Source organism: Dactylosporangium thailandense (genome assembly GCF_059739745.1).
Genome location: NZ_AP029195.1, coordinates 2,863,562 through 2,877,850, shown reverse-complemented (window position 1 = coordinate 2,877,850; position 14,289 = coordinate 2,863,562). Strand labels below are relative to the sequence as shown.

The following is a 14,289-nucleotide window of genomic DNA, read 5'->3' as shown; positions in this document are numbered from 1 at the left end:
GGCCGTCATGCTGCTGCAACGCATCGGCAACCGCGGCATCCGGCTCGGCACGCTGCTGGAGCGGGCCGCGGCCCGGCACCCGGACAACCCCGTGGTGCTCGACCATCCGCTCGCGATCGCCCCGCGGCTGGGCCGGCGCACGACGGTCGCGGCCCTCGCCGACCTCGTCGCCGGCACCGCCTCCCGGCTGTGGGCGGCCGGGGTGCGCCCCGGCGACCGCGTCGTGGTGCACAAGTCCGACGGCTTCGACATCACGCTGCTGGCCCTCGCCGTCGCCCGCGCCGGGGCCGTGCCGGTGCTGCTGTCGCCGAAGCTCGACGGCGCCACCGTCGCCGAGCTGGTCCGCCGGGTCGACCGCCCCTACCTGCTCACCGACGCCGCGAAGCTGCGCGACCACCTGCCCGCGGCCGTCTTCGACCTCGCCGCGCGAGTGCTGCTGGCCGAGGGCGAGCACCCCGGCGCGACCGCCCTGGCCGAGCTGGACGACGTGCCGCGCATCGCCGCGGTGACCGTCCCGCCCGAGCACCCGGCCCTCGTCACGCACACCTCCGGCACCACCGGCACGCCGAAGCTGGCCGTCCACACCGGACGGACGCTGCAGGCGCGGTACCGCCCGCAGGCCTCCGTCGCCGCGCTCGTGCGCCGCCGCCGGCCGGTCGCGATCCACGTGTCGTTCGTCCACTCGCGGCTGTTCACCGCGCTGGCGATCACGCTGCTGCGGGGCTTCCCGCTCGTCGTGCTCGCCGACGACGACCCGGCCCGCGCCGCCGAGCTCTTCGCCGACGTCCGCCCCGGCGTGCTGGAGGCCCACCCGAACACGTTCATGCGCTGGGAGGAGCTCGCGGCCGACCCGCGGCGGCCGCTGGCGTCGGTGCGGTACTTCAGCAGCACCTTCGACGCGATCCACCCGCGCACCGTGCGCCGGATGCTCGCCGCCTCGGCCCACCGCTTCCCCGTCTTCGGCCAGCTCTACGGCCAGAGCGAGGTCGGCCCCGTCGTCGCGCGGGCGTTCACCCGGCACCGCCGCGAGGACGCCGACGGCCGCTGCGTCGGGGTGCCCTTCCCCGGCATGACCGGCGTGCGGGTGGTGAGCCGCGACGGGCGGCGGGTCAGCGCGCGCTCGCCGGGCTTCATCGAGGTGCGCACCGACGGGCGGGTGCTGACCTACCTCGGCGAGGACAGCCGCTACGAGCGGCAGCGGACCGGCTCGTGGTGGCGGATGGGCGACCTCGGGTACCGCACCCGCTGGGGCTGCCTGCACCTGCTGGACCGCGAGGTCGACGAGATACCCGGCTTCGGCAGCACGCTCGCCGCCGAGGACCACCTCTTCGCCCGGCTCGACGAGCTCGCCGAGGTCATCATCGTCCCCGGCGGCGACGGGCGCCCGGTGCCGGTCGTGTGCACGAAGCACGACCGGCCGCTGGACCGCGACGCCTGGCGGGCCGCGGCCGCCGGGCTGCCGCCGCTGGCCGAGCCGGTGCAGTGGCGCCTCGCGGACCTGCCGCAGACCGCGACGACGAAGATCAAGCGACTGGAGCTGGCCCGCCGGCTGGAGGCCGCGACGTGAGCACGGACGTCATCGTCGCCGGGGGCGGCATCGGCGGCCTCGCCACCGCCCTCGCCGCGGCCGCGCACGGGCACCGGGTCACCGTCCTGGAGCGCGGCGCCGCCTTCACCGAGCTGGGCGCCGGCATCCAGCTCGCCCCGAACGGCCTGCACGCGCTCGACCGGCTCGGCCTCGGCGCCGCGACCCGGGCCGTCGCCACGCCGATCGACGAGCTGCGGTTCATGGACGGCGTGACCGGCGAGCACGTGACGAGCATGCCGCTGGGCGAGGGCTACCGGGACCGCTTCGGCAGCCCGTACGTCGTCGTGCACCGCGGCGAGCTGTACCGGCTGCTGCTGGAGGCCTGCCGCGACACCGCGGGCATCACGCTGCGCGCGGCCAGCCCGGTGGCGGGCTTCCACCAGGACGCGGCCGGCGTCACCGCGCTGCTGGCCGGCGGCGGGCGGGTCGGCGGGGCGGCCCTCGTCGGCGCCGACGGCATCCACTCCGCCGTGCGGGCCGCCCTGGTCGGCGACGGCGCGCCGCGCAACTCGGGCATCACGGTGTACCGCGCGATCATCCCCATGCACGAGGTCCCCGAGCACCTGCAGTCCCGCGCGGTGACCTGGTGGTGCGGGCCGAAGTGCCACTTCGTGCACTATCCGATCGCCGGCGGCCGCTACCTGAACCTCGCCGCCAGCCGCGACGACGGCGCCCCGCGTCCGTTCGCCGGCCGCCCCGCGACCGCCGCGCACGTGCGGGCCGAGCTCGCCGCGCTGCCCGCCGCACGGCACCTGCTGGAGCTGGGCCGCGACTGGCGCTCCTGGGTGCTCGTCGACCGCGACCCGGTGCCGGGATGGACCGACGGGCGGGTCACCCTGCTCGGCGACGCGGCCCACCCGATGCTGCACTACGCGGCGCAGGGGGCCTGCCAGGCCCTCGAGGACGCGGTGACGCTCGGCGGGCTGCTCGGCGACGGGCCGGGCGGGCTGCTGGAGTACCAGCGGCGCCGGCTCGAGCGCACCGCGGCCGTGCAGCGGGCGTCGCGCGACAGCATCCGGCTCTGGCACGCCGCCGGGGCCGCGGCGGCGCGGCGCAACGCGGCCCTGGCGGCGATGACGGCCACGCAGCTGCACGACGCCGTGGCCTGGATGCACGCCGAGCGGATCGGAGCGTCCCGATGAGCGGACACCTGGAGCTGTGCATCGTCGGCGGCGGGCCGCGCGGGCTGTGCGTGCTGGAGCGGCTGTGCGCGCAGGAGCGCCACGACCCCGCCTTCGCCTCCGTCACCGTCCACCTGGTCGAGCCCGGCGAGCCGGGGCCGGGCGCGGTGTGGCGCACGGGGCAGTCGCGGCTGCTGCTGACCAACACGGTGGCGGCGCAGATCACGGTCTACACCGACGACAGCGTCGCCATCGCCGGGCCGGTCGAGCCCGGTCCGAGCCTCTACGACTGGGCCCACGGGCTCGCCCTGCTCGGCCCGCTCGCCGACGCGGACCCCGACACCATGGCGGAGGCCTCCCGGCTCGGCCCCGACGACTACCCCAGCCGCGCCCTCTACGGCCGGTACCTCGCCGACAGCTTCGCCCGCGTCGCCGCCGCCGCGCCCGCGCACGTGACGGTCCGGGTGCACCGCTCCCGCGCGGTCGCGATCGCGGACACCAGCGGCCTGCCCGGCGGGCCGCAGGGCGTGCGCCTCGAGGACGGCACGCGGCTGCACCGGCTCGACGCGGTGGTGCTCGCCCAGGGCCACGTGCCCGCCCAGCTGCCGCCGGCCCAGGCCCGCACGGCGAGCCTGGCGCGCGTGCACCGGCTCGTCTACCTGACCCAGGCCAACCCGGCCGACGTCGACCTCTCCGTGCTCGCGCCCGCCGCCCCGGTCCTCGTGCGGGGCCTCGGCCTGAACTTCTTCGACTACGTCGCCCTGCTCACCGCGGGCCGGGGCGGCCGCTTCGAGCGCCACGGCGACCGGCTGCGCTACCGGCCCAGCGGCGAGGAGCCGCTGATCTTCGCGACCTCCCGCCGCGGGGTGCCGTCCCACGCGCGCGGCGAGAACCAGAAGGGCGCGTCCGGCCGGCACACGCCCCGGGTGCTCACGCCCGCCGTCGTCGACGAGCTCCGGCTGCGCCGCGGCACGCTGCGCTTCGGGCGCGACGTGTGGCCGCTCATCGCCGCCGAGGTGGAGACGGTGTACTACACGACGCTGCTCGGCCTGCCCGACCCGGCCGCGTTCGCCGCCCGGTACCTCGCCGACCCCCGCGCGGCGCTCGACGAGCTCGGCGTCGAGCCGGCCGAGCGCTGGGACTGGGAGCAGCTGGCCCGCCCGGCCGGCCGGCGCCGGTTCGCGGGCCGCGCCGAGTTCACCGCCTGGGTGCTCGAACACCTCGCCCAGGACGTGCGGCAGGCCCGGCAGGGCAACGTCGGCGGCCCGCTGAAGGCCGCGCTGGACGTGCTGCGGGACCTGCGCAACGAGGTGCGGCTCGTCGTCGACCACGGGGGCCTGGACGGCGCCTCCTACCGCGACGAGCTCACCGCCTGGTACACCCCGTTCAACGCGTTCCTGTCGATCGGCCCGCCCGCGTCGCGGATCGAGGAGCTCGGCGCGCTGATCGAGAGCGGGATCGTGACGCTCACCGGCCCGGGCACGCAGATCCTGGCCGACACCGCCGACCCCGCGTTCGTGGCCGTGTCCGCGGCCGTGCCCGGCGAGCCCGTGCGGGCCGCGGCGCTCATCGAGGCCCGGCTGCACGACGTCGACCTGCGCCGCACCGGCGACCCGCTGCTGCGCCACATGCTCGACACCGAGCAGTGCCGGCCGTACCGCATCCCGTGCTCCGACGGCGGCGACTACGTCACCGGCGGCCTGGCGGTGACCGAGCGGCCCTACCGCATCGTCGACGGCCACGGCCAGGCGCACCCGCGCCGCTTCGCCTACGGCGTGCCGACCGAGTCGGTGCACTGGGTCACGGCCGCGGGCATCCGCCCCGGCGTCGACTCGGTGACCGTCGGGGACGCCGACGCCATCGCGGCCGCCGTGCGCGGACTCGGCCCCGCCCCGGCGCCGAAGCCGGCCCCGTCGATCTCGGGGGTGGTCGTATGAGCGGGTTGCTGAGTCCGGTCAGCGCCGGCACGCCCGTGGAGGAGCTCGTGTCCGACCGCGCGTGGCTGCAGGCGATGCTCGACGCCGAGGCCGCGCTCGCCCGCGCCCAGGCCCGGCTCGGCACCGTGCCCCCGCAGGCCGCGGCCGTCATCACGCGCACCGCCCAGGCCGCCCTGTTCGACGTGCGGGCCCTGGCCCTGGCCGCCCGGCGGACCGCGAACCCGGTCGTCGGCCTCGTCCAGGCGCTCGCCGCACGGGTCGCCGAGCTGGATCCGCCCGCCGCCGAGTACGTGCACCGCGGCTCCACCAGCCAGGACATCCTGGACACGGGCGCGATGCTGGTCGCGAGCCGGGTGCTGGACCTGATCCGCGCGGACCTGGCCCGGACCGCGGCGGCGCTGGCCGGGCTGGCGCTCGCGCATCGGGACACCCCGATCGCGGGCCGGACCCTGGCCCTGCAGGCGGTGCCGACGACGTTCGGGCTGAAGGCGGCCGGCTGGCGCGGCCTCGTCCTGGACGCCGACGCGCGCCTCGCCCGCCTGCTCGACGGCGGCCTCCCGGTGTCGCTCGGCGGCGCGGCCGGCACGCTGGCCGGCTACCTGACCGACCGCGAGGCATCCTTCGCCGACGCGCTGGTGACCGCCTTCGCCGACGAGACCGGCCTGGCCCGCCAGCGCCTGCCCTGGCACGCCCTGCGCACGCCGGTCGCCGACCTGGGCGCGGCGCTGGCGTTCACGACGGGCGCGCTGGGCAAGTTCGCGGTGGACGTGCTGACCCTGGCCCGCACCGAGATCGGTGAGGTGAGCGAGCCCCCGGGCGGCGTCTCGTCGGCGATGCCGCACAAGCAGAACCCGGTGCTGGCCACCCTCGTGCGCAGCGCCGCCCTGCAGGTCCCCGCCCTCGCGACCGGCCTGACCCAGGCGCTGCTCGCCGAGGACGAGCGCTCCGCGGGCGGCTGGCACGCGGAGTGGCTCCTGCTGCGCGAGGCCCTGCGCCTGGCCGGCGGCGCGGCCCACACCGCGGCCCTGCTCGCCGAGGGGCTGCGCCCGGACCCGGCCCGCATGCGGGAGAACCTGTCCCGCACCGGCGGCCACATCGCCTCGGAGCGCCTGTCGGCGGCGCTGACCCCGCTGCTGGGCCGATCCGCGGCGCGCCGGCTCGTCGCCGAGGCGACCGCGTCGGACGAGCCGCTGACCGGGCACCCGCTGCTGCTGGAGCACCTGACCCCGGCCGAGCTGGAGACCCTGTGCGACCCGGCCGGCTGTCTCGGCGCGGCCGCCCACCTCGCCGGCACCGCGCTGGAGTGAGCAGTGTGGTGAAGTCGGCGACCCCGCCGTGATCCTGCCCGTAGCGTTCGGGGCATGGGGATCATCGCGACGGCCCCGAGGACGACGTCGTCGCCTACGGGGCCGCCGTCGGGCTCGATCTCACCCGGAAGCGCCGGTGGTGGCAGCGTCGAGGGCCTTGAGCAGCTCGGCGGCCAGCGGCGCGGCCGAGGCCGGGTTCTGGCCGGTGAAGAGGTTGCGGTCCACGACGACGTAGGGCTTCCAGATCTCGCCGCGCTCGAAGTGCACGCCGAGGGTGACCAGCTCGTCCTCCACGAGCCAGCGGGCGCGCGCGGCCAGGCCGACCGCGTTCTCCTCGTCGTTGGTGTACGCCGTCACGCGGTAGCCCGCGAACGGGGACTCGCCGTGGCGCCGGGTCGCCAGCATCGCGGCCGGGGCGTGGCAGACGATCGCGAGCGGCTTGCCGGACGCCAGGGCCGCGGTCAGCAGGCGGCCCGAGTCGGCGTCGTCCCACAGGTCCTGCATCGGGCCGTGGCCGCCGGGGTAGTACACGGCGTCGTAGTCCTCCAGGCGGGCGTCGGCCAGTCGCAGCGGGCGGCGCAGCTCCTCGGCCGCGCGCAGCACGCCCTCCTGGTCCAGGGCCGCCTGCTCCCCGCCCGCCATCGACGGGCGCAGGCTCATCGCGTCGACGTGCGGGACCACGCCGCCCGGGGTCGCGACCTCGACGGTGTGGCCGGACCCGGTCACGGCGCGGTACGGCGCCGCGAACTCCTCCGCCCAGTAGCCGGTCGGGTGCCGGGTGCCGTCGCGCAGCGTCCAGTAGCTCGCCCCCGTGAGCACGAACAGGATCTTCGCCATGCCGCCAAGGGTGCGCACCGCGGGAGTGAGCGGGCGTAGCCCTATTTGAGTCCTTCCGCCGCCCGCGCCTCGTTCGCGGCCAGGGCGCTGGACAGGGTCCGGGCGGTGTCGATGAGCGGCACGTGGCTGAACGCCTGCGGGAAGTTGCCCACGAGGCGCTTCTCTTGGGTGTCGTACTCCTCCGAGAGCAGTCCGACGTCGTTGCGCAGGGCCAGCAGCCGCTCGAACGTCTCCCGGGCCTCGTCGTGGCGGCCCATGAGCGCGTAGTTGTCGGCGAGCCAGAAGGTGCAGGCCAGGAACGCGCCCTCGCCCGGCGGCAGCCCGTCGACATCAGAGTCCTCGTGCCGGGTGTACCGCTGGACGAAGCCGTCCTCCATGAGGTGCGCCTCGATCGCGGCGACGGTGCCGGCCACGCGCTCGTCGGTCGCCGGCGGGAACCCGACCAGCGGGACCATGAGCATCGCCGCGTCGAGCTCCTCGGAGCCGTAGTACTGCGTGAACGTACGCCGCCCGGGGTCGTACCGCTTCCGCAGGATCTCGGCCCGGATCGCCTCGCGCGGCTCGGTCCAGCGCTCCACCGGGCCGTCGAGGTCGAACTCCTCGGTGGCCTTGACCGCGCGGTCGGCCGCGACCCAGGCCATCAGCTTCGAGTGCACGAATCTGAAGGAATGGGCGACGTCGACCGGCGTCGCGGCATCAACGCTCGGCGGCGGTACGCGGCCGGGACATTGCCCGTTCCCACCCGCCGGATCGGTCGGCTGATCATGGTCGGGGAGCCGGTCACCGGTCTGCGCGGCGAGCCCGGGCAGACCGTGGTCTATGCCCGGGTTTCGTCGGCCGATCAGCAGGCCGATCTGGACCGGCAGGTCGCTCGGGTCGCGGTGTGGGCCACCGGCCGGAAGCTCGGCGTGGACCGCGTGGTGACCGAGGTCGGCTCCGCATTGAACGGGCATCGCAAGACGTTCCTCGCTGCTGCGCGACCCGGTCGTGTCGACGATCGTGGTCGAGCACCGTGGTCGGTTCGCCCGCTTCGGCGCCGAGTACGTCGAAGCCGCAACCGGAAGCGACCCGGTGTGAAGACCGTCCAGGCGTACCGGTTCGCGCTTGACCTGACCTCAGGTCAGGTGCGGGATGTCCTGGCGCACGCTGGGGCGGCCCGGGTTGCGCACAACTGGGCGCTCGTGAAGGTCAAGGCCGTGCTGGACTGGGCCGACTCCCGAACCGGGAGACGGGCGGGGCGGCCGGTCGGGTTTCCGCGGTTGAAGTCGAGCCGGACCGCATGCACGTCGTGCTCCCGCGGCTGGGCCGGTTGAAACTGCACGAGTCCGCCCGCAAACAGCCGCTCAGGGCGTGAAGTAGTTGCACACGATGCTGAGCGTCGAGCGCGCCGAGGTCATCCGGCTCGGTTCGAGGGTCTCGGCCCAGAACTCGACCTTGCGATGGAGGTGCTGCGCGTCGGTCTTGATCGGCACGCTGACGGTGCTGGTGATCAACTCGCCCTTCCCGTCGGCAATCTTGTGGACGTACGGCGCCGGGTCGTTGCCGTCCGTCGAGTGGATCTGGACCTTGACGGTCGCCGCTCCCCGCGCGCCGATCGCCACCTCGTAGTTGATCACGATGAGCACGGTCGGCTGACAGGTCACGATCAGGTTTTTGATCACGTCCAGCTTGACCCGCGCGACGCGCGCGCCGGAGGTCGCGGGCGCCGTCGTGGTCCGGGTGGCCGTGGGCTTCGCGGACTTCGCCGGGGCCGGCTTGCCCGATGCCGAGGCGGGCGGCGGGGCCGGCGATTCGACGGCCGGGCTCGCCGAGGTGGTGTCGGCGGCGGGCCGTGCGGAGCCCGTCAGCGTGGGCGGGGACGAGCAGGCGGACAGGGCACACGTCAGCAGGGCCGCGGCCGTCAGGCGGCGAAGGTCGATCGGCACGGCCGGGATCTTACGGGGCAACGGCGGGCGCGGGCAGCCGCTACAGTCGCGGGCGTCGATGCTCCAAGGAGGACGAGATGCGTCGCTTGATGGCGGTCCTGTTCGCACTGCTGGTGGTGGGTGCGCCGATCGTGGCCCGGGACGATGCCGCGCCGGCCTCAGCGGCGACGGTCGTGGGCGGCGACCCCAAGACCTACCACGACGCGGGCGAGACCCGGCCGGAGTAGTCAGGCCGACCCGGCTCGGGCGGCGAGCGCGCGGGCCAGGCGCTCGCCCTCCGGCCACGGCCCGAAGCCGGTCTTGGAGTCCAGATGGCCAACGGGGCCGGCGTCGAAGAGCTCCGCGCCCCAGTCGCGGGCGAGCCCCGCGGCCTGCTCGAAGGTCGCCGCGGGGTCGTTGCGGCTCGCGACCACGAGCGCCGGGAACGGCAGCGGGTCGCGGGGCACCGGGCCGCAGACGAAGTCCGGGCTGGGCCCGTCCCACTCCGGGTCCAGCCACGGCGGCGTGACCAGCATCGCGGCGCGCACGGGCCCGGTGTGCCGGCTCGCCCAGATCGCGACCGTCAGGCATCCGCCGCTGTGCGCGACCAGCACGGCCGGCTCATCGCAGGACCCGATCGCGGCGTCCAGCGCGGCGACGCGGTCCTCGGCGACGTACGGCGGGCCCGGCGGTTCCGGCGCCCAGGAGAACTCCGGGTAGTCCTCGGCCCAGCGGCGCGACCAGTGTTCCGGGTATGGCCGGCCGCGGCCGGGCACCAGCAGGAACCGAGTCATGGCGCCGAGCGTAGTGCCGGGCAACGCTACCGTGGGACCATGAACAACGGCCTGGCTGACGACTTCCTGCTGCTCGCGCTCGACGACCACGGCAAGAACCCGATCGGCGACCTGCGCCTGAACTACGGGCTCGCCGGGGCGGTCCTGCTCGACCTGGCCCTCGCCGGCCGCGTCGACATCGCCGAGGACCGGGTCACGGTGCGCGATGCGACGCCGACGGGCGACCCGGTGGCGGACGAGGCGCTGGCCCGCATCGCGGCCGGGGAGAAGCCGCGCAAGGCCGACGCCTGGATTCAGCCGCTCGCCGACGGGCTGCGGGCCAAGGTGCTCGACCGCCAGGTCGAGGCGGGCGTGCTGCGCAAGGAGCAGGACCGCGTGCTGTGGGTGTTCCCGCGCACCCGGTTCGCGTCGGCGACGGGTGCGCAACCGGCCGCCGAGACCGCGGTGCGCGCCGAGCTGACGGCGGCCATCGACGGGGACGGGCACGGCGAGGTGCCCTCCCGCGCCGCCGCGCTGATCGGGCTCGTGCAGGTGAGCGGGCTCGCGGAGGAGGTGTTCCCGGGCCGGCCCAAGGAGGAGCTGCAGGCGCGCTTGAACGCGATCACCGCGGGCAACCGGGCCGCCGATGCCGTGCAGCAGACGGTCCGGCGCATCCAGGCCGTGATCGGGTCGACGGCCGCGATCACCGCGGCCACCTCGGCGGCGACGACCGCCGCGATCAGCTGAGCCGCCTCGCCGTCGTCACGGGCGCCGGGCGGGGGCTCGGGGCGGCGCTCGTGGACGTGCTCGCCGAGCGCGGATGGGACGTGGTCGGCTGCTCGCGCACCAGGACGGGCGGGGCGAGCGTCGTGCAGGACGTGCGCGAGCCGGTCGGGGCCGAGCTGCTGGCCGCGATCGGCGGGCGGCCGGTCGACGCGCTGGTCAACAACGCCGGTGTCGGCGCGCCGGGCCGGCCCCTCGCCGAGTGCGATCCGGAGTCGATCCTGCACGCGGTCGACGTCAACGTCGCCGGGCCGCTCCGGCTCGTGCAGGCGCTGCTGCCCCGCCTGACCGCCGCGCCGGCGCCGCTCGTCGTGAACGTCTCGTCGCGGCTCGGGTCGCTGCGCGCGCAGGCCGCGGGCGAGTTCGCCGGGCGGAGCACCAGTTATGCGTACCGCATCGCCAAGGCCGCCCAGAACATGCTCACGATCGCGCTGGCGAACGAGCTCGCCGGCCGGGTCCGCTGCTGGGCGGTGCACCCGGGGAGCCTGACCACGGCCATGGGCGCGGCCGGCGCGACGACCCCGCCCGAGCTGGCCGCGGCCCGCCTCGCCGACCTGCTCGACAGCCCCGATCCGCGATCGCCGCGGTACCTCTCGCTGGACGGCCCCGAGCTCGACTGGTGAGCCCCGGCCGAGCCTCACGTCCGCGCCGGCCGCACGCGCGCGGGCGCGGCCCGGTCAGCGAGGGCGAACGCCAGGGCCAGCACGATCAGGCCGAGGCAGATCAGGGCGGCGTGCAGCAGGGCCGTCCGGTGGCCCGCCAGGCTCGCGGGCGCGGCCAGCACCACGCCCGTCACCGCCGCGACCGACACGCCCGCGGCCAGCCGCTGCGACAGTTGCAGCACCGCGGCGCTCAGGCCGTTCGCGCCCGGCGGGGCGTGGCCGAGCGTCAGGGCCTGGTTCGGCGCGTTGACCAGGCCACCGGCCGCGCCCGTCACGAGCTGCGCGAGCGCCAGCGCGAGCACGACCCCGCCGACGGGCAGGAGGCGCACGGCCGCCGCCTCCGCGGCCACGCTCGCGGCCGCGACGCCCAGGGCGGCCGTCACGCCCGCGCGGCCGTAGCGGGTCACCACGGCGGTGCTGAGGAAGGAGGCCGCGGCGAAGCCCACCGCGCCGGGCAGCGTCAGGGCGGCCGTGATCAGCGGGTCGTAGCCGAGGCCGTGCTGCAGGAAGAGCGACAGTGCCAGGCCCAGGGCCAGCGTGGCGCCGAAGTAGCACATGGCCACGAGCGTGCCCAGGACGTACCCCCGGCTGCGCATCAGCTCCGGGAGCAGGACCGCGGTCCGCCCGCTCGCGGCGTAGCGGCGCTCCCACAGGACGAACGCGGTGCCCGCGACGGCCGCGGCGAGCAGCCAGCGCCAGCCGCCCGCGGTGCCGGTCAGCGGGAGGACCAGGGCCAGGATCGCGGCGGCCAGGAGGGCCAGCCCGAGCGGGTCGAGGTCGGTGCGGTGGTCCGGGCGGCGCGCGGCGGGCAGGTGGCGGGCCGCGAGCGGGAGCATGGCGAGCGCGAAGGGCAGGTTCAGCAGCAGGACCAGCCGCCGGCCGAGGTCGGGGCCGGTCAGCTCCAGCACCAGGCCGCCGACCGGCGGGCCCAGCGTGGCGGCGAGCCCGCCGACCGCGGCGTACGCGGCCAGCGCCCGCGCCCGGTCCCGGCCCGTGAACAGGTCCTGGAACAGGCCGATGATCTGCGGGTTGACCGTGCCGGCGCCGACGCCCTGGGCGAGCCGGGCGCCGGCCACCAGCCAGGCCTCGTCGGCGGTGCCGGCGACGACGGCCCCGGCCGCGAACAGCGCGAGGCCGCCGACGAACAGCCGGCGCCGCCCGGCCACGTCGCCGATCCGGCCGGCCGGGACCAGGGCCAGGCCGAAGGAGAGCGAGTAGCCGGCCACGATCCACTGCAGCGCCGCCGGGCCCGCGCCGAGCGACTCGCGCAGCGCGGGCACGACGATCGTGAGGACGGACTGGTCGAGCAGTGTGGTGAAGCCCGCGCCGAGACAGACGAGCAGGACGGCGCGGTGCGGCATGGCCGATACTATATCAACTCGATAGGATTAGCCGCCATTGTTGGGCTGGAACTTGGGCATCACGGTCTTCGTGCGGGCGGCCGCGCTCGTGGTGCTCTGGATGGTGTCGAACATCGTGCGGCCGAGCACCGCGTGCGCCTCGACCGCCGGGTGGGTCGCGCCGTAGTTGTCGAGGTCGCCCAGGCCCTCGGCGAAGAACCCGTAGACCAGCGCCGGGGAGCCGTCCGCGCCGAACATGACGCCGGCCTCGTGCCGGGCCGCGCCGAGCGTGTTGAAGTCGGCGCCGTACTTGGTCGCCACCCGGCTGCGCTCCTCCGAGGACATGCCGCGGCGGATGCCGTCGTGGTAGCCGTTGATCCACCGCAGGATGCTGAGCAGGAACGCGCACGAGCCCGCCGACAGCAGCGTCCCGTTGGCCAGGCGGGTCAGCAGGTTGGTGATCTCGTGCGGGGTGGTGGTGCCGAGAAAGAACCGGTTCGGGTTGGCCACCGGCTCGACCCGGGTGTGCACGAACCCCTTGGCCGCGAGGATGTCGTTGATCTCCAGCGCCGGGACCACCCGGCCGCACATGCGCACGGCCGTGTTGTCGGACACGAGCAGCATCGCGGTGAGGAAGTTCGCCACGGTGATGTCGTCGCCCCAGACGGTGTGCAGGAAGTAGATCCCGCTGCCGCCGAGGATGATGTCGGCCTGCAGGTCCAGCTTCTGCCCGAGGGTGAGCTGGCCCCGGTCGACCTTGTCCATGACGGCGGTCGCGACGGCCAGCTTCTGCACGCTGTACCCGTTGACGACGTGATCGGCGTCGTCCTCGATCACGTTCTCCATCGCGCCCGCGGCGTTGACCCGCGTGACGTGCGAGTACCAGGTGCCGCCGGCCTTCGCCTTCTGCCGCGCGTAGACCCGCCGGATCTTCTCGGCCGGCGGCAGCTTCGCCAGGTCGTCCTCCTTCGCCGGCGCCGCGGCGGCCGTCCCGCCCGCGACCAGCGCCGCGGTCGCCCCGGCGCTCGCCGCCAGCGCCGCCCGGCGGCTCATGCCCATCGCCATGCATCCTCCCCGTTTGTCAGATTTGTCAACTCCCGGGCAGGTTATGCGGTTCGGCCGCGGCATTCAAGCCGTCGAATGCGTTCAGCCCACGCTCTCGGGGCTCTCGGGCTGCAGGTAGATGTGCCGGGCGATCGGCACGAAGTCGCGGATGTGCGCGCGGGCCTCGTGCAGCGCCGCGGCGACGTCGGCCCCGGCCGGCACCCCCACCCTCGCCGTGACCATGAGCTCGTCGTGCGCGAGGTGCACGACGCTGAGCTGGCTGATCGAGCGGATGTCGGCCGCCAGCAGCGCGAGCTCGATTCCGTCGGTGTCCGCGGCCCGGGCCGGCGCGAGGGTGACCAGGCCGGCCAGGCGCGCCGCGAGGACGAGGTCGACGGCGGCGATGGCGGCGGCGACGGTACCGGCGGCAACCGTGTCGAGCAGCCGGGTGTGGCTCAGGTGGCAGGCGGTCGCCCCGGCGAGCACGGCGAGCGTGGCGGCGGGCGCGGCCAGGTGCAGGGCGACGCCGAGGGACGCGCGGATCCTCGGGTTGTGGCGCAGGTACGCCCGCCACGACGCCGCCCCGCGGTCCCGGTTCGCCGCGCGCCCGATCGCGACCGCGGCCGCGAGCTGCGCGGCGAGCGCGGCGGTGAGCGCGAACCGGGCGGTGCTGGACGGCCCGACGCACGGGATCGGCCCCGCGGGCGTGACGGCCGCCCAGACGACCGAGATGGCGGCGAGCGAGGAGAGCGCGACGGCACCGGCGAGCGGGAACAGCAGCCGGTCCCGGCGCGGCGGGGCGTGGTCCTTACCCGGCGCCAGCGTGACGAGCCCGGCGACGGCGAGCGCGACCGCCGCCAGCACGAGCGTCGCGGTGGTCGTGGCGTACGCGAGCCCGAGCAGCGCGGTCGCCGAGGCCCCGCCGCCGATGGCGATGCGCCGTGCCGTAGTGCCCACGACGCCCATGCAACGCGGGAGCGTGCGATTCCGTCA

The 14,289-nt window shown here is 75.7% G+C and carries 14 protein-coding genes and 1 pseudogene; 8 read left to right on the top strand and 7 right to left on the bottom strand.

Features of this window, described 5'->3' with window-relative positions:
* The first annotated feature begins 7 nt into the window (after window positions 1–7).
* Genes AC6JBM_RS12915 through AC6JBM_RS12900 form a run of 4 tightly spaced genes read left to right on the top strand, consistent with a single transcriptional unit; the run spans window position 8 to window position 5,953 of the window.
* The gene (locus AC6JBM_RS12915; protein WP_497983842.1) at window positions 8–1,567 is read left to right on the top strand and encodes a class I adenylate-forming enzyme family protein; all 1,560 of its coding nucleotides are present in this window, start codon (window positions 8–10) and stop codon (window positions 1,565–1,567) included.
* On the top strand, window positions 1,564–2,730 hold the full coding sequence (locus tag AC6JBM_RS12910) for an FAD-dependent monooxygenase (protein ID WP_497983841.1): 1,167 nt from the start codon (window positions 1,564–1,566) through the stop codon (window positions 2,728–2,730). Before AC6JBM_RS12915 ends, AC6JBM_RS12910 begins: the two co-directional genes overlap by 4 nt.
* Window positions 2,727–4,646 carry an FAD/NAD(P)-binding protein gene (locus AC6JBM_RS12905; RefSeq protein ID WP_497983840.1) on the top strand — a complete coding sequence of 640 codons (1,920 nt, stop codon included), beginning with the start codon at window positions 2,727–2,729 and terminating at the stop codon, window positions 4,644–4,646. Before AC6JBM_RS12910 ends, AC6JBM_RS12905 begins: the two co-directional genes overlap by 4 nt.
* Window positions 4,643–5,953, top strand: coding sequence for a nitrosuccinate lyase (locus AC6JBM_RS12900; RefSeq protein WP_497983839.1), 1,311 nt, complete (start codon window positions 4,643–4,645; stop codon window positions 5,951–5,953). The genes AC6JBM_RS12905 and AC6JBM_RS12900 overlap by 4 nt, the downstream gene beginning before the upstream one ends.
* A gap of 120 nt (window positions 5,954–6,073) precedes the next feature.
* Here AC6JBM_RS12900 and AC6JBM_RS12895 read toward each other — a convergent pair whose 3' ends face one another.
* Window positions 6,074–6,790 carry a type 1 glutamine amidotransferase domain-containing protein gene (locus AC6JBM_RS12895; protein ID WP_497983838.1) on the bottom strand — a complete coding sequence of 239 codons (717 nt, stop codon included), beginning with the start codon at window positions 6,788–6,790 and terminating at the stop codon, window positions 6,074–6,076.
* A gap of 41 nt (window positions 6,791–6,831) precedes the next feature.
* Entirely contained in the window at window positions 6,832–7,446 is a 615-nt protein-coding gene (locus AC6JBM_RS12890; RefSeq protein ID WP_497983837.1) for a glycoside hydrolase family 15 protein, read from the bottom strand.
* On the opposite strand from AC6JBM_RS12890, the pseudogene AC6JBM_RS12885 reads away from it, so the two are divergent.
* A pseudogene (locus tag AC6JBM_RS12885) lies at window positions 7,430–7,846 on the top strand (IS607 family transposase); the annotation flags it as partial. The gene AC6JBM_RS12890 and the pseudogene AC6JBM_RS12885 overlap by 17 nt on opposite strands.
* 287 nt (window positions 7,847–8,133) lie before the next feature.
* Here AC6JBM_RS12885 and AC6JBM_RS12880 read toward each other — a convergent pair.
* A complete protein-coding gene (locus AC6JBM_RS12880; RefSeq protein ID WP_497983836.1) occupies window positions 8,134–8,715 on the bottom strand; it encodes a hypothetical protein in 582 nt (193 codons plus the stop codon).
* 77 nt (window positions 8,716–8,792) lie between these two features.
* Between AC6JBM_RS12880 and AC6JBM_RS12875 the strand changes: the two genes are divergently transcribed.
* A complete protein-coding gene (locus AC6JBM_RS12875) occupies window positions 8,793–8,942 on the top strand; it encodes a hypothetical protein (protein WP_497983835.1) in 150 nt (49 codons plus the stop codon).
* Here the strand turns inward: AC6JBM_RS12875 and AC6JBM_RS12870 are convergent, their stop codons facing one another.
* Window positions 8,943–9,488 carry an RBBP9/YdeN family alpha/beta hydrolase gene (locus tag AC6JBM_RS12870; RefSeq protein WP_497983834.1) on the bottom strand — a complete coding sequence of 182 codons (546 nt, stop codon included), beginning with the start codon at window positions 9,486–9,488 and terminating at the stop codon, window positions 8,943–8,945.
* Window positions 9,489–9,527: 39 nt separating this feature from the next.
* Here AC6JBM_RS12870 and AC6JBM_RS12865 point away from each other — a divergent pair, with 39 nt between their 5' ends.
* Both AC6JBM_RS12865 and AC6JBM_RS12860 read left to right on the top strand, forming a co-directional pair.
* Entirely contained in the window at window positions 9,528–10,214 is a 687-nt protein-coding gene (locus tag AC6JBM_RS12865; protein WP_497983833.1) for a GOLPH3/VPS74 family protein, read from the top strand.
* On the top strand, window positions 10,211–10,873 hold the full coding sequence (locus AC6JBM_RS12860) for an SDR family NAD(P)-dependent oxidoreductase (protein ID WP_497986450.1): 663 nt from the start codon (window positions 10,211–10,213) through the stop codon (window positions 10,871–10,873). The genes AC6JBM_RS12865 and AC6JBM_RS12860 overlap by 4 nt, the downstream gene beginning before the upstream one ends.
* Before the next feature lie 14 nt (window positions 10,874–10,887).
* Here AC6JBM_RS12860 and AC6JBM_RS12855 read toward each other — a convergent pair whose 3' ends face one another.
* The 3 genes from AC6JBM_RS12855 to AC6JBM_RS12845 form a co-directional block, all read right to left on the bottom strand.
* Window positions 10,888–12,273: an MFS transporter gene (locus AC6JBM_RS12855; RefSeq protein WP_497983832.1), complete on the bottom strand. Its 1,386-nt coding sequence runs from the start codon at window positions 12,271–12,273 to the stop codon at window positions 10,888–10,890.
* Window positions 12,274–12,300: 27 nt separating this feature from the next.
* Window positions 12,301–13,317: a serine hydrolase gene (locus AC6JBM_RS12850; RefSeq protein WP_497983831.1), complete on the bottom strand. Its 1,017-nt coding sequence runs from the start codon at window positions 13,315–13,317 to the stop codon at window positions 12,301–12,303.
* 81 nt (window positions 13,318–13,398) lie between these two features.
* Complete coding sequence (locus AC6JBM_RS12845) at window positions 13,399–14,253, bottom strand: hypothetical protein (protein WP_497983830.1); 855 nt, start codon at window positions 14,251–14,253, stop codon at window positions 13,399–13,401.
* Window positions 14,254–14,289 lie beyond the last annotated feature (36 nt).